The following is a 17,928-nucleotide window of genomic DNA, read 5'->3' on the forward strand; positions in this document are numbered from 1 at the left end:
GTGGGGGAGTATTGGTTCCATGAGTGACCAGCTACGCGATTCCGACAATTCCGAAAACAAGACAGCCTCGGCCGGACCGTTTCTCCTGGCAGTGGCAATCGTTGCGCTGATCCTCGGTGGAATCTTCGTTGCATCGTGGATGTCCCCGGCAGAGGAAAACGTCACCGAAGACGATCTCGTGTCTCGTTCCGTCGCGGACTACACCGCCGCGCACAACGAGAATGACATCAAGACGTTGCAGGGCTTGACCTGCGCGAACTTCGATCCGAAGACAGGACCGTTGGCCGACGCGAAAAGTGGTGTCGAAGTCAAAGGCGTCGACAACATCGAGGTGACCGGCGACCGTGCCCGAGCCGACGTCAATCTTTCCGGCGGAGGACCCGGCAGCCGCGTCGAGGTCTGGAATCTCACCCGTGACGGTGAGAGTTGGGATGTCTGCAACTGAGCGCTCATTGCAGCGGTCGGGGCGGTGCGGTGAAAATGCCGGTGCTGTGAAAACATGGACGACGTGAGTTACGCAGGCGATCTGACGCCGGAGCAAGCCTGGGCGCTGCTCCGCGAAAACCCCGACGCAGTGCTTGTCGACGTGCGGACCGACGCGGAGTGGAAGTACGTCGGTATCCCCGATGTCACGTCCCTCGGCAAGTCGGCCGTGATGATCGAATGGGTGAGCTACCCGAACGGCACGCGCAATGACAATTTTGTCGACCAGTTGAAGGAATCCGGCATGGTTTCCGGTTCCGACAATCCCGTGATCTTCCTGTGCCGATCCGGACAACGGTCCATCGGCGCGGCAGAAATCGCGACTGCGGCGGGCATCGGTCCGTCGTACAACGTGCTCGACGGATTCGAAGGCGCCTTGGATGCCGACGGACACCGCGGAGTTGTAGGTTGGCGGGCCATCGGCTTGCCGTGGAGGCAGCAGTGAGCGGAATTCCTCAGGGTGGCGCATTTCAACGGGCGTTGCCGGACGATGTAGGCCTCGGCACGCTCGGTGTTCGCGGCGGACTGATGCGAACGGGCTTCGAGGAAACCTCCGAAGCATTGTTCCTCAACTCCGGATTCGTTTACGAGAGTGCAGAAGCCGCCGAACAGGCCTTCACCGGTGAGGTAGACCATTTTGTCTACTCCCGCTACGGCAATCCGACGGTCAAGATGTTCGAAGAGCGTCTGCGCCTCATCGAAGGTGCCGAAGCGTGCTTTGCGACGGCCAGTGGAATGTCCGCCGTATTCACGGCTTTGGGCGCGTTGCTGGCCAACGGCGACCGTTTGGTTGCCGCGCGCAGCCTCTTCGGTTCGTGCTTCGTGGTGTGCAACGAAATCCTGCCGCGTTGGGGCGTCGACGTCGTCTTTGTCGACGGTGAAGACAACGCACAGTGGGAAGAAGCACTGTCTGTGCCGACCACTGCGGTGTTCTTCGAAACGCCGTCCAACCCCATGCAATCTTTGGTGGACGTACGACGCGTATCCGAACTTGCGCATGCTGCCGGCGCAAAGGTGGTGCTGGACAACGTCTTCGCGACACCGCTCCTGCAGCGCAGCCTCGAATTGGGGGCCGACGTCGTTGTGTACTCCGGCACCAAGCACATCGACGGCCAGGGCCGCGTGCTCGGCGGCGCGATCCTCGGTACCGAGGAATACATCAGCGGTCCGGTCCGAGAATTGATGCGGCACACCGGACCTGCGCTAAGTCCGTTCAATGCGTGGACCTTGCTCAAGGGCCTCGAGACCATGCCGGTACGTCTGCGGCACTCCGTGGCCTCGGCCCTCGAGATCGCAGAAATGCTCGAAGCGCACCCCGGCGTCAAGTGGGTCAAGTACCCGTACTTGAAGTCCCATCCGCAGTACGAGCTCGCGCAGTCTCAAATGAGTGGCGGCGGAACGGTTGTCACTTTCGAGCTCAATGCTCCGGATGGCGACGGCAAGAAGCGTGCGTTCGAGGTGCTCAACGGTTTGCGGGTCATCGACATCTCCAACAACCTGGGTGACTCCAAGTCGCTGATCACTCACCCTGCCACCACGACGCATCGGGCCATGGGTCCGGAAGGCCGTGCAGCAGTGGGCATTACAGACGGTGTTGTGCGACTGTCCGTGGGCCTCGAAGATACGGTGGATCTGCTGGCAGATCTGAAGCGAGCTTTAGGCTAGATATTTCGACGTCTTACAACTCCGCCCGCCCGAGAAGTTTTCTCGGGCGGGCGGAGTTCTTTCACGGATCACACGGCTTCGATTACCGACTGCCCACTCGGCGTCCGGACGGTTTTCGTCGTCGTCACGCCCGCATTAGGGTCTGATTTGTCGACGGAGCGGAACTGCATGCGCGCCTCGTTCTGGTCGCACGAGAGGACGCCGTAGCCGTGGCTGACCATGTCGACATGCTTGACGTGCGGGTTCTTGGCCCGCCGGCTGATCTCCTCGGCGCGTGCACCCGGGATGTTGCCGCCGCTGCTACTGCCGGTCGCGCCGCCGTCCCCGGTATTCGGGGAAGTGACTGACGGAACGACGAACTCGACGCCTGCACGCTGGGTTCCCGGCGTGTTTCCCTGCTCACCGCTGAGCGTGCCCGGCGCGAACCCGGTGTCCCAGAGCTCGCCGGCCCACCCGTCGTGGTCGTCGCCGGTGACCAGGACCAGGTTCTCGACCGACTGGGCCGCGGTGGACAGGATCTCGGTTCGCTCGGCGCCGTACCCGTCCCAAGTGTCGTAGTAACCGCGGGCGCCGTCGTCCTGGGTCACCATGCCCATCATCATGCTGGCGTTCGCAATGACCTTCCACTGCGCGTCGGACTGGGTCAGGCCGCCCAGCAGCCAACTCTTCTGCGTCGCACCCAACATGGTCCGGCCCGGAGCGTCGGCGTCTGCGCAAACGGTGTGGTCGACGTCGCCGCCCGGTTGCACGTCGCGGTACTGCCGGCTGTCCGGGGCAAACAGTTCCACTGTCTTGCCTACCCGCAGCGAGCGGTACGTCCGCAGTGGGTCGTCGGAGAAGCGCGGCACCGGCATGTGCTCGAACCACGACTGCCACGCCCACTGCTTCTTCTGCTGGAATCCGAGCGCGGTATCGATCGGCGCGATCACCGGGAAGGTCCAGCCGTCCTGGCTGTAGTTGTTTCGGAACTCGTGGTCGTCCCAGATCGGGATGAAGGCGTGCTGGCTGTGCATCAGCTGCAGGTCCGCGTCCGTGCGGTACATGCGGTACTTCTCGCGCATGCCCTCGAGGTTCTGCGGGAACGGGTTGGTGTCAAGGCCCCGAACACCCGCCCCGGTGAACTCGTATACGTAGTCGCCGAGGCACACGACGAAGTCGAGATCCTCCGCGGCGAGGTGCCGATGCGCACTGTAGTAGCCCGTCTCATAGCCCTGACAGGTGAACCAGCCGATGCGGACCGGCTCGTTGGAATCGGCGGGCCGCAGCGTCCGGAAGCGACCGACCGGCGACTCGTTTCCGTCGCCGCGGAACTGGTAGTAGTAGGTCTCGCCCGGGGTCAGCCCGTTGGCGTCGAAATGCACTGTGCCGTCGGCATCTTCGCGAACCTGCACGCGCTCGGCGAGTACCGGGCTGGACAGGTCCTCACGCGTGGACACGATCAATGCCAGTTCGCCGCCGGCTGCGCTGCTGCTCCCGGCACTGCCCAAGCTGCCGGTGCTGCTGCCTAAGCTCCCCAAGCTGCCGGAACTGCTGCCCAGGCTGCCCGTGCTGCTGCCCAAGCTGCCGGAACTGCTTCCCGCGCTGCCGGTGCCGGATGCACCGCCGACCCGTGTCCACAGCGTCGCGCCGTCGGTACGGGGCACGCCGGCCATGACGCCGTTGCCGAATTCAGGGTTGCGGATCAACCCCGCCACAGTGTCCGGCGCCTGGCGCAGAAGGGGGGACGCGCCCGCCGTGGCGGGCAGCAAGCTGGCGCCACCGAGTGCGGCCAGGCCGGTCAGGACGGCGCGACGGGAGACATTGCGGGGACGAACTGACACGAGCCACCTCGGATGCGTAGGGGATTGACACTCAAGACCCTAGACGCTGAAATCCGATTTGTTGGACAAATGTTCATCTAGCCGAGGTGGCAATGATCCCCAGGATCAGGAATTGTTCGCGGCCTCACGGAACGGATCCGTCGTAGTCCCGACGAGGTCGGCCACAGATTCCAGCACGATGGTGGGCCGGTACGGGAAAAGTTCCACGGAAGCCCGTGTGGAAATTCCGGTCATCACAAGAATCGTCTGCAGTCCGGCTTCCAGACCGCACACGATGTCGGTGTCCATCCGATCACCGATCATCAAGGTATTGGCGGAATGAGCCCCGATCGCCCGCAGCGCCGACCGCATCATGAGGGCGTTCGGCTTACCGACGTAGTACGGTTCGCGCCCCGTGGCCTTGGTGATGAGGGCCGCGACGGAACCTGTGGCCGGGAGGGAACCGTCGCGTGAGGGTCCGGTGGCGTCCGGATTGGTGGCGATAAATCGTGAACCTCGCTCGACGAGCCTGATGGCCGTCGTGATCGCCTCGAACGAATAGGTGCGCGTCTCACCCAACACGACGTAATCGGGATCGCTGTCGGTCAGGACATATCCGATGTCGTGGAGGGCTGTCGTCAAACCGGATTCGCCGACGACATACGCACTGCCGTGAGGTCGCTGGTTGCCGAGGAATGTGGCCGTCGCAAGTGCAGATGTCCAGATCGATTTCTCGGGGATGTCGAGGCCGGAATTGAGCAAGCGGGCGCGCAGGTCTCGCGGTGTCCTGATGGAATTGTTGGTGAGCACCATGTACGGAATCTCGTTTGATGCCAACTCCGCGAGGAAGACGTCCGCACCGGGCACCAAGTGCTCTTCGTGGACAAGAACTCCGTCCATGTCCATCAGGTAGGTCCACTGGGTTTGATCCGCGGTCTTGGTCATATCTCCAGTATGTGGGAACGGCGACTGAAGTGGGCAGTTAAGCGAGCAAACGCCACAGACCGATCAAGCCGACGACGACGATAGTGCCGCGCAACGCGGTCGGTGAGAGTCGGCGACCGTAGCGGGCTCCGAGCACTCCTCCGGCGAGTGACCCCACGGCAATCAATCCCGCAGCAGCCCAGTTGATTTGATCGAATCGTAGGGTCGTGTACATGACGGCTGCGACGATATTGACGATCAGTGCGAGTAGGTTTTTGGCGCCGTTCATTCGCTGCAAGGTTTCGGGCAGGATGGCACCCATCACGCCTATCAGAAGAATGCCTTGCGCGGCGGTGAAATACCCGCCGTAGATGCCGACCGCAAACGTTCCGCCGGTCAGAAGCATCAGCCGTGTGGGCGAGAGTTCCATTTCGGCAGTGGAGCGCTTCTTCGCCCAGGCCTGGATACGTGGCTGCAGAACAACCAGTGCCAGAGCGAGGATCAGCAAAATCGGAACGATTGTTTCGAACAGTTTCTCGGGGAGATGCAGTAGCAGCCAGGATCCCAGAACAGCGCCCGCAAATGACGCCGGAATCTGCCAGCGCAGTCGATCCCATTGCCCCGACAGTTCGCGTCGATATCCCCAGGTTCCCGACACCCCGCCGGCAACCAGTCCGACGGCATTGGACATCGTCGCGGTTACCGGAGGCATGCCGAATGCAACGAGCGTCGGGAAGGTAATCAGGGTTCCGCTTCCCACGACGGCGTTGATTGCGCCCGCACCTACGCCGGCCAGCAGGATGATAAATGCGTCGAGTCCACTCACGTTGCAGACGGTACGGCAGGGCTGATCGGGGACCGCTCGGTGGCTCGGTACCGCAGTTTCGGCTCTTCCAGTCAACACCGTGTTTTGATCTTCGGACAGTGTTGAAATCAGTGCGAATTCAACCCCCGGCCGATTGCATTTCCCTTGCAACGCAGGGAAATACAACATTTGACGACGGCGAATTCTGCGTCTAGTCTTTGCTCACCATCCAGAGCGACCGAGAGACCTGGCTCGTCGACGTCGCAGCAACCCACCGAACCTTCGGGAGCGGGTGCTACCGCCAGGACCGATGGAAGGCATCACATGGGTTCCACTTCGCACGCGCCACACAGTCGGCGTCATATCGACCTGTGCCGCACGGCTTCGTGCCACTGTCTCTGACTCTCGATCACCTTCCGCCCCCGCGCAGTTGCGTTCCCCCTTCCCGAAAGGCCTATTTGTGATGTCCATACCGCCAGGTAGCGCGCAGTGAGCGCACCCACTGATGTCCGTCCCGACGAGTCGGTAGCCGAACAGAAACTCCCGGATTCGGAGCTTGTAGTCGCTCGAACCTGGCATCCGTTTCGGTGGGTGATCAGCGCGATCGTGCTCGTTCTTCTTGCCCAGTTCATTCACGGACTTGTTGTCAATCCGGGCTGGGACTGGCCGACATTCGCCCAGTACTTCACCGCGAAATCGGTGCTGGCTGCGCTGTGGATGACGATCAAGCTGACGTTGTGGGGAACGTTCCTCGGGTTCGGCCTCGGTGTCTTCCTGGCGCTCGGCCGACTGTCGAAGAATCCTGTACTGCAGGTGATCGCCTGGACCTACATCTGGGCGTTCCGCTCGATTCCGCTGATCGTGCAGTTGCTCTTCTGGTTCAACATCACGTACCTCTACCAGACGCTTTCTCTCGGAATACCGTTCGGCCCGGAGTTCTTCACGTTCCAGGTCAGTGGTGTAATCGGTGGATTCACTGCAGCAGTAATAGGTTTGGCACTACACCAGGCTGCGTACTCGGCGGAGATCATCCGATCCGGCATCATCTCGGTAGATCACGGACAGATCGAAGCGGCCCATTCTCTCGGTATACCTCGCAGTCGACAGTTCTTCAAAATCATTCTGCCGCAGGCGATGCGGGCGATACTTCCCAACGCTGCCAATGAAGTGATCGGACTTTTCAAGGGCACGTCCATCGTCTCGACCATGGCGATCGCCGAGCTGTTCTATCAGGTGCAGGTCATCTTCGGGCGCAACGGCCGAGTGGTTCCACTGCTGATGGTCGCAACCATCTGGTACATCATTCTCACCACACTGCTGTCCATCGGCCAGTACTACGTCGAGAGGCACTACGCCCGTGGGTCGGCACGTGCTCTCCCGTTGACCCCTTTGCAGAAGGTGCGCAACAAGTTCGAAGAGATTCGCGATGCGCGTCTCGACATTCCGAGAGGTGCTACGCGATGACTGCAGAACTGATCGACAATGCGGCGTATGCCGTTGAAGCGCGTGGGATCCATAAGTCATTCGGCGCCTTGGAAGTGCTTGCCGGAGTTGACCTCCTGGTCCGCAAGGGCGAGGTGACGGTCATCCTCGGGCCGTCCGGTTCCGGCAAGTCCACACTGCTGCGCACTCTCAATCATCTCGAGAAGGTCGATCGTGGCACCGTGCGCATCGACGGAGAACTGATCGGATACCGGCGCAAGGGAAATCGGCTCCACGAACTCCGCGACCGCGAGATTCTGAAGCAGCGCTCGCGCATCGGGTTCGTGTTCCAGAACTTCAACTTGTTCCCACATCTGACCGCACTCGAGAACGTCGTGGAAGCACCACTGTCGGCGCAGAAGCGCGACCGTGACGAGGTATACCGAGAAGCGAGGGCTTTGCTCGAAAGGGTGGGCGTAGCCGACAAGGCCGACCAATATCCGCGGCAGCTTTCCGGTGGCCAGCAGCAGCGTGTTGCTATCGCCCGAGCCTTGGCACTGCGGCCCGCAGTGATTCTCTTCGACGAACCGACGTCGGCGCTCGACCCCGAACTGGTCGGCGAAGTTCTCGAGGTACTGGCCCAATTGGCCCGTGACGGAGCCACTCTGGTCATCGTCACCCACGAGGTCGGGTTTGCCCGCGAAGTCGCCGATACCGCCGTGTTCATGGACGGCGGGGTGATCGTCGAGCAGGGTCCTCCATCACAGGTTATCGACAATCCGGTCCACGAACGCACCAAAGCTTTTCTCTCTCGCGTCCTCTGACGCGCTCATAGTCGTTTCCCGAAAGGAATTCTTGATGTTCTCCTCATCCCGTCGCGCTACCTTTCTTATCTCGGGTCTTGCAGTTGTCGGACTCCTGAGTGCTGCGTGCAGCAGTGCCGATGCCGAACCTGATGGCGGAAACACCACTGCTGCTGCGGGTTACAACCTCACTGTGGATCAGAATCGCATTACCGCCGATCGAGTGGACGTGATCGCAGCCGAGGTGCCCCAAGCTATTCGCGACCGTGGCACTCTGCGTGTCACCGGTAGTGCCGGATCTGCTCCGCCTCTGAGGTTCTACGCCGACGACGACAAGACATTGATCGGATCCGAAACCGACTTCGCCTACCTGATCGGTGACGTTCTCGGGTTGAAGGTAGACCTGCAGACAGCCGACTGGGCGCAGAATTTTGTTCGCATCGATTCCGGTGAGGCGGACGCATTCCTGTCCAATGTGACTGTCACAGAAGAACGTAAGGAAAAGTATGACTTCGCGACCTATCGCCTCGACACTTTGGCCTTCGAAGCGAAGAAGGGATCGGGAATCTCCATCAAGGACCCCCAGGACGTCGCGGGACTCAAGATAGCCGTCGGATCCGGAACCAATCAGGAAGCGCTGCTGGTCAAATGGAGTGAGCAGAACGTCGCGGCCGGCTTGGCGCCCACCGACATTTCCTACTACCAGAACACCACTGACTACTACCTGCCTTTGCAGTCCGGTCGTATTGACGCGTACTTCGGTCCGAACCCGTCTTCACAGTTCCATGCCAAGCAGTCGGGTGAAACCGAGGTGGTGGGGGAGTTCTCCGGCGCCGGTGACACTCTGCAAGGTCAGATTGCAGTGTTGGTGAAGAAGGACACCGGACTGATCAAGGCAATCAACGACGCCATCAACCTCACGATCGAAAACGGCACGTACCAGCAGATCCTCGAACGCTGGAATATCACCAGCGAAGCTGTGGACACCTCGCTGATCAATCCGCCCGGTCTCCCGAAGACCAAGTGAGCCGAGACAATGAGTGACATCGTCGATGTGATTGTCATCGGTGGAGGGCTCGTCGGGTCCTCCGCCGCCTGGCAACTCGCCAAGCGAGACCGAAGCGTCGTTCAGCTCGAGCAGTACGGTCCGAAGCACAAACATGGTGCATCGCACGGCACCTCACGCATCTACCGGCAGGCCTACGACAATCACCTGTACACCGGCTTGGCTGCTGCGGCTTTGCCGCTGTGGCGGGAACTGGAGACCACAACCGATATCGGTTTCCTCGAGTTGACCGGGGCCGTCGACCATGGATTACCCGAAGCGGTTCTGAGTAAGGCGCGCATTCTGGTGGAGGCCGGAATCAAGGGTGAGATCCTGACTCCGGCCGAGGCATCCGCTCGTTGGCCGGGACTGCGATTCGACACCACCGTGCTGCATCACCCCGATGCGGGACGATTGCACGCCGACCGGGCGGTGACCGCGCTGAAGGCGGGAGCGGCATTCGCGGGAGCCGAGGTTCGCCACAACACGCGCGTGCTGTCGGTCGTGGAAGCGTCGTACGGTGTCGACGTCATCACTGACGGCGAGGCGCTACGGGCTCGGCATGTCGTGATTGCAGCCGGCGCGTGGACTGGAGAGTTGATCGATCGGAGCGGATTCCGTTCTGCGATCGAGTTGCCGACATTGGTTACGACGCAGGAACAGCCGGCACATTTTGCTCCTCTTGATCCGGGTGTTCATTGGCCCAGCTTCGTTCATCACGCCGGGGCTGAGTTGACCACTGCCGGGATCTACGGACTCGGATCCGATGATGGCATCAAGATCGGCGAGCATGCGACCGGCCCGGTCGTGACTCCGGAAACGCGAGACTACATCGCTGATGCTGCCGGTCAGCATCGGCTGGTGGAGTACGCCGAATCATGGTTGCCCGGTGTGGATTCGGCATCGGTGGAATCGGTCACCTGCCTGTACACCAGCACTCCGGACAGTAATTTCGTCATCGACCGCGTCGGCGCCGTCACCGTCGCCGCAGGCTTCTCGGGCCACGGATTCAAATTCGGGCCGGCGCTGGGCGAACTCGTATCGGATCTGGTAGACGGAAATACATTGCCTCCGGACCTGTTTCGACTGGGCGAGCGAGGAAAATGACCGAAAGACTTGATTCGAGAAATGGAGGAAACGCCGTGACTCTGGAACTCGCGGGAATCGGCGGTGTCGAGGTTCGTTCGGTGTCACAAACGGATCCGTTGGCCGCGCCGCTCATCGCGGAACTTGCCGACGAATACAGTTCGAGATACGGCGGAACTCGTGAAGCCGTGTTCGAGGATCTGACAACGTACCCGGCGGAAGAATTTGCGACGCCGTGCGGAGCGCTGCTGGTTCTGGTTCACGATGGTCAGCCGATTGCCGGTGGAGCATTTCGTCAATTCGATTCCGTTACTGCGGAATTGAAGAGGATCTGGACGTCGTCGGACCACCGGAGGCGAGGCCTCGGAAAGATTGTCGTCCGAGAACTGGAACTGGAGATCGCGCGTCGTGGCTACCGCAAGGTGTACCTGACGACGGGTCCACGGCAACCCGAAGCGGTGGCGCTGTATCTGTCTTGCGGATACACACCGTTGTATGACGCGACGCTGTCACCCCTCGAAGTGGGTATTCACCCGTTCGAGAAGGAACTGCGGATCCGGCACGACTATGACAGAAGGGTGCCGGCAGCCCTGCCCAAGACCGTCTCGAGGGATCGAGACGCCTGGCTCCACGAAGTCGCAGCAAGCTTGCGAGTAATCGGGTGAGTCACTCAACACGAAAGGCTGAACATGTCCGAGCGTAATTCCGAAGCATTTCTGGTCGGCCTCGAATTCGAGGGCACCGGAGTGCATCCCCATTCTTGGCGCCGCGAGGATTCGCGGGCCGAAGAACTCTTCACAGCGTCGTACTGGGTGGACCTTGTGACGGCCGCTGATCGCGGCGGAGTAGACCTCGCCTTTTTTCCGGATTCGTTTGCCCTGCAGGCAGAGGGCCGGCAGGCGACGCGTGGACGGCTCGAAGCGGTCGCGACCGCTGCTCGGCTGAGCGCAGTGACATCGCGGATCGGATTGATTCCCACCGCAACTGTCACACACACCGAACCGTTCCACATCTCCAAGGCAATCGCGAGCATCGACTTCTCTTCCTCCGGTAGGGCCGGGTGGCAGGTCGAGGTGTCGGATACCGACGTGGAGGTGTCCCTGTTCGGCCGGAAGACTCTGCAGAGCAACGAATCTTTGTGGGAGGAAGCGTCAGAAGCCATCGAGGTGGTCAGCCGGCTGTGGGACAGCTGGGAGGACGATGCCGAGATCCGTGACGCCGCGACCGGCCGATTCATCGATCGGGACAAGCTCCACTACATCGACTTCGAAGGAAAGAACTTCTCGGTCAAGGGGCCGTCCATTACCCCGCGTTCGCCGCAGGGACAGCCGCTGATCACCGTGGATGCGAGCCGCCTCGAGGCACGCGAGTTGGCCGTACAGCGCGGCGATCTCATCCGAATCTCTGCCTCCGACGTCAACGAGGCCAGTGCTACCGCTCGGCTGGTCCACGACCACGCTGCGAAGATCGACCGGTGCGTGCGAGTTCTGCTTGACGTCGACGTCCTGCTCGGGGCCGATCGGGGAGCGGCGGACGACGCGTTGGCCGAACTCGAAGAATGGGCCGCCGCGCCCTATGTACCGAAATCTCTGTTCTACCGCGGTGATTCCGCCGGGCTCATCGCTCTGCTTCGCGAGATTCGTGGAAATTCTGGTCTCGACGGTGTGGTCCTGCGACCGCTGGCCTTGGCATCCGGAGTGGAAAAGATCGCCGCCGACGTGCTGCCAGAACTGAATCTGCGACCGAGAACCGGCCCGACCCTACGCGAGCGGCTGGGATTCGAACTTCCCGTCAATCAGTTTGCGTAACAAATATTAAGGAAAATTGATGACGCAGAACAGGATTCGCAAGCAAGTTCACCTGGGCGCGCACTTTCCCGGAGTGAACAACACCACGGTGTGGACCGACCCGGCTTCGAAGAGTCAAATCGATTTCAGCTCGTTCGAGCACCTTGCGCGCAGCGCTGAGCGCGGATTGTTCGACTTCTTCTTTCTTGCAGAAGGATTGCGGCTTCGCGAACATCAAGGCAAGGTTCACGACCTCGATGTTGTCGGGCGGCCCGACACCTTCAGCATCCTCAACGCAGTAGCGGGCGTGACCACACACCTCGGTGTGGCCGGAACGATCAACACCACCTTCAATGAACCCTACGAGCTGGCCAAACAGTTCTCCAGCCTCGATCATCTCTCCGACGGTCGCGCTGCCTGGAACCTGGTCACGTCCTCCGACGCCTTCACCGGAGAGAACTTCCGTCGCGGTGGGTATCTGGAGCACTCCCAGCGTTATGCCCGTGCCAATGAATTGGTAGATGCGGTACGGACCCTGTGGGACAGTTGGAGCACCGATCGACCACTGGTCGATCGTGAACGCGGGATTTTCGCAACAGATCAGCAGGTCGGCCAGTTCTCGCATACCGGAGAACAGTTCGACATCTCGGGGCGTTTCGAACTGCCGCGCAGTCCGCAAGGGCATCCAGTTTTGTTGCAAGCAGGCGATTCCGACGAAGGTCGAGAGTTCGGTGCCGCCAAGGCCGACGCCATCTTCACCGGTCACGGAACCCTCGACGCCGGCAAAGCCTTCTACGCAGACGTGAAGGGGCGTCTCGCCAAGTACGGACGAACGCACGCCGACCTCAAAATTCTCCCCGCCGCCACCTTCGTCCTCGGTGACAACGCTGCCGACGCACAGGAGAAGGCGTATCAGATCCGGAGGCAGCAGGTCGGCCCCCAGACCGCCATCGCCTTCCTCGAACAGGTGTGGGGCAGAGACCTTTCGCAGTACGACGCCGACGGTCCGCTTCCGAAGGAAGATCCGACGGACGACGTCAACATCACGCGTGGACGCGTCCGCCATGTCAAGGATCCCCGTGCTGTGGCGGATCAGTGGCGCGCAAAATCGGAGGCGGAGAACCTGAGCATCCGCGAACTCATCATCGAAGTGACTGCCCGCCAACAGTTTGTGGGTAGCGCTGCGGAGGTGGCAGCTGAGATCGACAGCTACGTTCAGAGCGATGCCAGTGACGGCTTCATCCTCGTTCCTCACCTCACGCCGGCTGGCCTCGACGAGTTCATCGACACCGTGGTGCCGGAACTGCAGGACCGCGGCAGTTTCCGCACCGAATACGCCGGAACCACACTGCGCAGCCACCTGGGTTTGCGCCATCCCCACGAGCAGGCTGAAGGAGTCCGCGCATCATGACCGAAACCGATATTTCCGCCGACACGTTTGTCGACGACTGGAATACATGGCATGCACTGCGCGATAACACATTCCGTGAACCGCTGGGCTGGCTGAGTCTGACTGCACTGCACTGGCTGGTCGACGCCTATTCGACGTTTCCGGACCTACCGGGGGCGTGGCGAGCAGACCCGGACATCGTGGTCATCACTGCCGAACTGTCGGATGACCTTTCGGTCGACGGGGCCGCGGTGGATGGTTCCGCGACCATCACACCAGTCGAAGGTGCGCCGGGAATTATCGTGAAGCACGGACCTCGACTCATCGAGGTGATTCGTCGTACCGGCAATGTTGCTCTGCGGATTCATGATTCGTCGGCGCCGGCCTTGGCGCAGTTCAGCGGCATCCCGACGTTCACCCCGCGACCGGAGTGGGTCGTCGAGGGCGTGTTCACAGCCTTCCCGCAGGTTCGAACAGTGACGACAGGGGCCGTGGTGCCCGGACTCGAGCATCACCACGACGCTCGGGGGAAAATCAGCTTCGAGCACGACGGCACAGCGTACGAACTGATCGCCTTTGCGGGTCGAGACGAGGGTTTTCACGTCTTGTTCACGGATGCGACGAGTGGTGTTTCCACCTACCCGGCCGTTCGCTCGTTGCACGTCAGCACACCGACACCGGGAGGCGGCGTGGTTCTCGATTTCAACCGGGCGTCGAATCTGCCGTGCGCCTTCACCGACTACGCAACCTGCCCCGTAGCGCCGGCCGAGAATCGTCTGCCGTTCGCGGTTGATTCCGGTGAGAAAACCCCGGAAGGCCCCACAGGAAGGGCACTGATATGACCACTCCACTGTCAATTCTGGATCTGGCACCGATCAGTGAGGGCGGCACAGCCCGTCAAGCGCTGCGGAATTCGTTGGACCTTGCCCGCTCTGCCGAAGCCTCGGGTTACCGACGGTATTGGGTGGCCGAGCATCACTTTGCCGGTGTGGCAAGTTCGTCGCCGGCTGTTCTGGTGGGGCTTATCGCGGCTGCTACCAACACAATTCGTGTCGGATCGGCTGCGGTGCTGCTGGGCAACAACACCGCTGCCGAGGTAGTAGAGGCATTCGGGACCGTGGAAGCGTTGTACCCCGGACGTATCGATTTGGGAATCGGCCGCTCGGGGCAGCGTCGCGTCGAGGCGCTGAAAGCTGTTGCATCCGAGAAGTTCACATCGGAAAGAGTGCGTCGGGATACGGTGGTGCGTGAGGGCGTCGTCATCCCGGCGCCCTTTGATCCGACGGGGCTGCTGGCATCACCGCTTCTTCGGGCGTCGTTCGAAGCTCTTGCCTTTTCGGGTGCTCAGGTTCCCGATTTCGACGAGCAAGTCGATGACATCCTGTCGCTGCTCAACGGAACCTACCGCAGTCGTGACGGCGTCGAACTGCATGCGAGCCCGGGCGAAGGAGCGGACCTCGAGTTGTGGGTATTCGGAAGCAGCGCCGGGCCCAGCGCGGAACTTGCCGGGCGGCTCGGCCTGCCCTTCGGCGCGAACTACCACGTCGCCCCGTCCAGCACCGTCGAGGCGGTGGAGGCATACCGCAGCGCGTTCCGTCCGTCGTCGACGTTGTCGAAACCCTATGTGGTGGTCTCGGCTGACGTAGTTGCGGCGGAGGACGACGCCACTGCGCGGGAATTGGCGTCCACCTTCGGGCACTGGGCGCACAGCATTCGCAGTGGACACGGGGCGATCCCGTATCCGGACCCCGCGACGGCGTTGCCGTTGACTCCGCAGCAGCATGCGGTAGTCGAGGATCGGCTGATCACCCAGTTCGTCGGCTCTCCCAGCACTGTTGCGGATCGGCTCGACAGTCTGCAGAAACTGACCGGTGCTGACGAATTGGTGATCTCCGGTGTGACCCATCGGCACGAAGATCGTGTGCGCTCGTACGAGTTGCTGGCCCGGGAGTGGGGGCTGACGGCATTGCTGGCCGCATGATCGGTCGAGTGAGCACCCCCTATGTGAAGTGAGCACCCCTTTCTGCACGCTGAAAGGGGTGCTCACTATGCAGAAGCGGTGCCTGCTTCCCACTAGCCTTGGCCGTGATCACGCACCGATAGCGCCGGCGATCATCGGCCAGGACGCGCGCATGTCTGCTTCGAAGAGCCCCCAGGTGTGGGTGCCTTCGGGGCGGAAGTTGAACGTCGCCGGGATGCCGAGCTCATTGAACCGCCCTTGCAATCCGGCGGTACACATCTGCGTGATGGATTCGAGTGCACTTCCCGGAATGGCTCCCAGCGCGCCGACAAGTGAATTGATTCCGTCAACCGGCCCGGGGATCCCGTTGCCCGTGGCGATGAACAGTTGTGTGCCGCGCAGTTTTTCGGCGTTGATTATCGGATCGTGAGCCGCCCACTGCGGACTTCCTGGCGGACCCCACATATTGGTGACATTTCCGCGGCCGAGAACCTCGACCATGGATCGCACTGCGGTCTGCCCCATGAAGTCGAATGTTCGGGCACAGCCACTGTATGAACCGACAGCGCGATAGACCCCTGGTGCTTGGATGGCAAGATCCAATACCGGCCCGCCCGCCATCGATACCCCACCGAGCGCATTCACGCCGGTGGTGTTGTACCGAGAGTTCACTGCGGCCGGTAGTTCCTTCGTTAGATATGTCTGCCATTTGTTGCGGCCCAGTGCAGGGTCGTCGGCATTCCAATCGGTGTACATGCTGAACTTGCCGCCGACCGGCATCACCACGTTGACGTGTTTGTCGTCGAAGAAGTCGCGGACACCGGTGTTGTTGAACCACGAGATTCCGTCTTCGCCGCCGCCGACTCCGGTCAACAGGTAGAAGGTCGGAGCGGGTCCGCCGCCGGCCGGGGAGATGACGTCGTTGCTGATCCAGCGGTCCATCGACGGCGAATAGACGTCGAACCGACTGACTGTGGACTGCGCAGATGCTGCCGGCGCGGTCAGACTGAGGAATCCCGCAACCATGACCGCTGCCATCGTCAGATGGATACCGAATTGCTTCCCACGTCTTCTCACTGGCATATCTCCCTGCAGCAGGTACTCGTCTCGGTGAATTGTGTATACCAACAGTGGCACAATGCGAATCAGAGCGGTGAATGTCCGATACGTGGTTTGGTGAGTGATGGAGGCGGACTGATGAGTGGGCTGTCGGATCGACCCGAGACCGATCTGGTCCGTCTGGGCTTCGGTCTGGCATCGGTCACGCTGGGCATGGCACGCAGAACTGCGGGTGCCGCGTTGGGATCGGTGACGCGGCTCCCGATCATCGGTGAACCGTTGGATCACGCGCTCGCGTCGGTGAGCGCACTGGGTAGCGATGCGATTGCGTCGACCGCCGAGTTTGCGGACACCGCGCTGCGCGCGGTGATCAAGGCAGTGGTGGCAGCAGCCTTGGCCGAAGTCGACATCACCAAGATCGTCATCGACAACGTCGACCTCGACACGATTGCCGAAACCATCGACGTCGACAAGATTGCCGAACGAGTTTCTCTGGAACCGATCATCGACCGCATCGACGTGGACGACATTGCCGGACGCCTGGACATCGAAGCTGTGATCAAACGTCTCGACCTCGACGGCATCGTGGATTCGGTGGATCTGGAACGGCAGATCAGTCGCATCGATCTGGTGAAGCTTGCCGACGAGATCATCGAAGATGTGGACTTGCCGCAGATCATTCGCGAATCCACCGGTTCGCTGTCCACCGAAGCTGTTCGGGGAGCGCGGGTTCAAGGCATGCAGGCCGACGACGCTGTCGCCGGTTTTGTCGGCCGGTTGTTCGGGCGAGACACCGACCGAGACAACGCCCAAGCCGACGAGAACTCCACAACCGAAGAAGGCGGGAAGTAGGTGGCGAGTCAGAACTCCGGTCCCGCCGGAATTGTTACCCGTGGCATCGCCGGAGCGATCGACCTGGGCGTCGTACTGGCTCTGATGGGTTCAGGTTATGCCGGGGTTGCGTTTGTAAGGCTACTGTTCTCGCCGCAGACCTTCACTTTCACCCAGCCGGGAATCTTCTTGTCCACCACAGCTTTTCTTGTGGTATCGATCGGCTACCTGACGGTGTGCTGGGCCACCACCGGGCGGACAGTCGGCGCATTGGTGATGGGATTACGCGTCGTCAAGTCCCGCCATCGTCTGATTCGGTGGCCGCTGGCTTTGATTCGCGCAGTTCTGTGCACTCTGTTCGCCTTCGGGCTTTTGTGGGCGGCGGTAGACAAGCGTCGACGGTCGTTGCAGGACATAGTGCTTCGGACGGCAGTGGTGTACGACTGGAGTCAGGATCCTGACATTGTCGTCACCCACGGAGTCGAGGAATCGTGACCGAGCCCAATCGCCCCGACGAACGATTCACACTTGCCAGTGAGCGCACGTTCCTGGCGTGGATGCGAAGTTCGTTGGCACTGTTGGCCGGTGGGATCGCGGTAGTTCAGTTGGTCCCGGAGTGGAGTACGGGTTGGGTACGCACCACCCTCGGGCTGATTTTGATCACGATGGCGGCCGCGTCGGCGTTGGTGGGTATGCGTCGGTGGTTGCAGGTGAAGAAGGCTCTCGAAGACGGAGCTCCGATGCCGGAACCCCACGCGCTGTGGCTGTTTGCCCTGGTACTGGCCGGGGTGGCCGTCGCCGCCGGTGTGGCGACTATTGTCACGAGCCTCGGGCGGTGAGGTTCGCGTAGAAGTCCGCGGCGGGGCTGG

19 protein-coding genes and 1 riboswitch are annotated in these 17,928 nt (G+C 61.3%); of the genes, 15 read left to right on the forward strand and 4 right to left on the reverse strand.

The features are described from left to right. Positions 1-19 precede the first annotated feature (19 nt). The 3 genes from BDB13_RS10415 (at position 20) to BDB13_RS10425 (ending at position 2,148) form a co-directional block, all read left to right on the forward strand. Positions 20-445, forward strand: a complete 426-nt coding sequence (locus BDB13_RS10415; protein WP_094271576.1) for an Rv0361 family membrane protein — start codon at positions 20-22, stop codon at positions 443-445. Between the two features lie 63 nt (positions 446-508). Then, positions 509-928, forward strand: a complete 420-nt coding sequence (locus BDB13_RS10420; protein ID WP_094274822.1) for a rhodanese-like domain-containing protein — start codon at positions 509-511, stop codon at positions 926-928. Continuing rightward, positions 925-2,148: an O-succinylhomoserine sulfhydrylase gene (locus tag BDB13_RS10425; protein ID WP_176459560.1), complete on the forward strand. Its 1,224-nt coding sequence runs from the start codon at positions 925-927 to the stop codon at positions 2,146-2,148. The genes BDB13_RS10420 and BDB13_RS10425 overlap by 4 nt, the downstream gene beginning before the upstream one ends. A 68-nt stretch (positions 2,149-2,216) precedes the next feature. Here the strand turns inward: BDB13_RS10425 and BDB13_RS10430 are convergent, their stop codons facing one another. From BDB13_RS10430 to BDB13_RS10440, 3 genes are all read right to left on the reverse strand, one after another. Beyond that, positions 2,217-3,968 (reverse strand): alkaline phosphatase D family protein, encoded by a 1,752-nt coding sequence (locus BDB13_RS10430; protein WP_094271578.1) that lies wholly within the window; start codon positions 3,966-3,968, stop codon positions 2,217-2,219. A 105-nt stretch (positions 3,969-4,073) separates the two neighbouring features. After that, positions 4,074-4,892, reverse strand: coding sequence for an HAD-IIA family hydrolase (locus BDB13_RS10435; protein WP_094271579.1), 819 nt, complete (start codon positions 4,890-4,892; stop codon positions 4,074-4,076). 37 nt (positions 4,893-4,929) lie between these two features. Continuing rightward, positions 4,930-5,697, reverse strand: coding sequence for a sulfite exporter TauE/SafE family protein (locus tag BDB13_RS10440; protein WP_094274823.1), 768 nt, complete (start codon positions 5,695-5,697; stop codon positions 4,930-4,932). A 201-nt stretch (positions 5,698-5,898) separates the two neighbouring features. Beyond that, positions 5,899-5,993: riboswitch (SAM riboswitch) on the forward strand. Positions 5,994-6,165: 172 nt separating this feature from the next. Here BDB13_RS10440 and BDB13_RS10445 point away from each other — a divergent pair. From BDB13_RS10445 to BDB13_RS10485, 9 genes are read left to right on the forward strand one after another with little or no spacing between them, the layout of a single operon-like run. Further along, complete coding sequence (locus tag BDB13_RS10445; protein ID WP_094271580.1) at positions 6,166-7,140, forward strand: amino acid ABC transporter permease; 975 nt, start codon at positions 6,166-6,168, stop codon at positions 7,138-7,140. After that, a complete protein-coding gene (locus BDB13_RS10450) occupies positions 7,137-7,922 on the forward strand; it encodes an amino acid ABC transporter ATP-binding protein (protein ID WP_094271581.1) in 786 nt (261 codons plus the stop codon). Before BDB13_RS10445 ends, BDB13_RS10450 begins: the two co-directional genes overlap by 4 nt. A gap of 34 nt (positions 7,923-7,956) precedes the next feature. Then, positions 7,957-8,928 (forward strand): ABC transporter substrate-binding protein, encoded by a 972-nt coding sequence (locus BDB13_RS10455; RefSeq protein ID WP_094271582.1) that lies wholly within the window; start codon positions 7,957-7,959, stop codon positions 8,926-8,928. A gap of 9 nt (positions 8,929-8,937) precedes the next feature. Beyond that, positions 8,938-10,053: an FAD-dependent oxidoreductase gene (locus tag BDB13_RS10460; protein WP_094271583.1), complete on the forward strand. Its 1,116-nt coding sequence runs from the start codon at positions 8,938-8,940 to the stop codon at positions 10,051-10,053. Continuing rightward, positions 10,050-10,697: a GNAT family N-acetyltransferase gene (locus BDB13_RS10465; protein ID WP_094271584.1), complete on the forward strand. Its 648-nt coding sequence runs from the start codon at positions 10,050-10,052 to the stop codon at positions 10,695-10,697. The genes BDB13_RS10460 and BDB13_RS10465 overlap by 4 nt, the downstream gene beginning before the upstream one ends. 24 nt (positions 10,698-10,721) lie before the next feature. Beyond that, positions 10,722-11,840 (forward strand): LLM class flavin-dependent oxidoreductase, encoded by a 1,119-nt coding sequence (locus BDB13_RS10470; RefSeq protein ID WP_094271585.1) that lies wholly within the window; start codon positions 10,722-10,724, stop codon positions 11,838-11,840. A gap of 19 nt (positions 11,841-11,859) precedes the next feature. Further along, positions 11,860-13,230: an NtaA/DmoA family FMN-dependent monooxygenase gene (locus BDB13_RS10475; RefSeq protein WP_094271586.1), complete on the forward strand. Its 1,371-nt coding sequence runs from the start codon at positions 11,860-11,862 to the stop codon at positions 13,228-13,230. Continuing rightward, positions 13,227-14,051, forward strand: coding sequence for a DUF1684 domain-containing protein (locus BDB13_RS10480; protein ID WP_094271587.1), 825 nt, complete (start codon positions 13,227-13,229; stop codon positions 14,049-14,051). The genes BDB13_RS10475 and BDB13_RS10480 overlap by 4 nt, the downstream gene beginning before the upstream one ends. Next, the gene (locus BDB13_RS10485; RefSeq protein ID WP_094271588.1) at positions 14,048-15,190 is read left to right on the forward strand and encodes an LLM class flavin-dependent oxidoreductase; all 1,143 of its coding nucleotides are present in this window, start codon (positions 14,048-14,050) and stop codon (positions 15,188-15,190) included. The genes BDB13_RS10480 and BDB13_RS10485 overlap by 4 nt, the downstream gene beginning before the upstream one ends. 108 nt (positions 15,191-15,298) lie before the next feature. Here the strand turns inward: BDB13_RS10485 and BDB13_RS10490 are convergent, their stop codons facing one another. Next, complete coding sequence (locus BDB13_RS10490) at positions 15,299-16,252, reverse strand: alpha/beta hydrolase (RefSeq protein WP_094274824.1); 954 nt, start codon at positions 16,250-16,252, stop codon at positions 15,299-15,301. A gap of 114 nt (positions 16,253-16,366) precedes the next feature. Between BDB13_RS10490 and BDB13_RS10495 the strand changes: the two genes are divergently transcribed. Genes BDB13_RS10495 through BDB13_RS10505 form a run of 3 tightly spaced genes read left to right on the forward strand, consistent with a single transcriptional unit; the run spans position 16,367 to position 17,898 of the window. Further along, on the forward strand, positions 16,367-17,080 hold the full coding sequence (locus BDB13_RS10495) for a hypothetical protein (RefSeq protein ID WP_094271589.1): 714 nt from the start codon (positions 16,367-16,369) through the stop codon (positions 17,078-17,080). Then, a complete protein-coding gene (locus BDB13_RS10500) occupies positions 17,081-17,554 on the forward strand; it encodes an RDD family protein (RefSeq protein ID WP_094271590.1) in 474 nt (157 codons plus the stop codon). Continuing rightward, a complete protein-coding gene (locus BDB13_RS10505; RefSeq protein ID WP_094271591.1) occupies positions 17,551-17,898 on the forward strand; it encodes a YidH family protein in 348 nt (115 codons plus the stop codon). Before BDB13_RS10500 ends, BDB13_RS10505 begins: the two co-directional genes overlap by 4 nt. Positions 17,899-17,928: the final 30 nt, after the last annotated feature.

The organism is Rhodococcus sp. OK302 (assembly GCF_002245895.1).
Lineage (GTDB): Bacteria > Actinomycetota > Actinomycetes > Mycobacteriales > Mycobacteriaceae > Rhodococcus_F.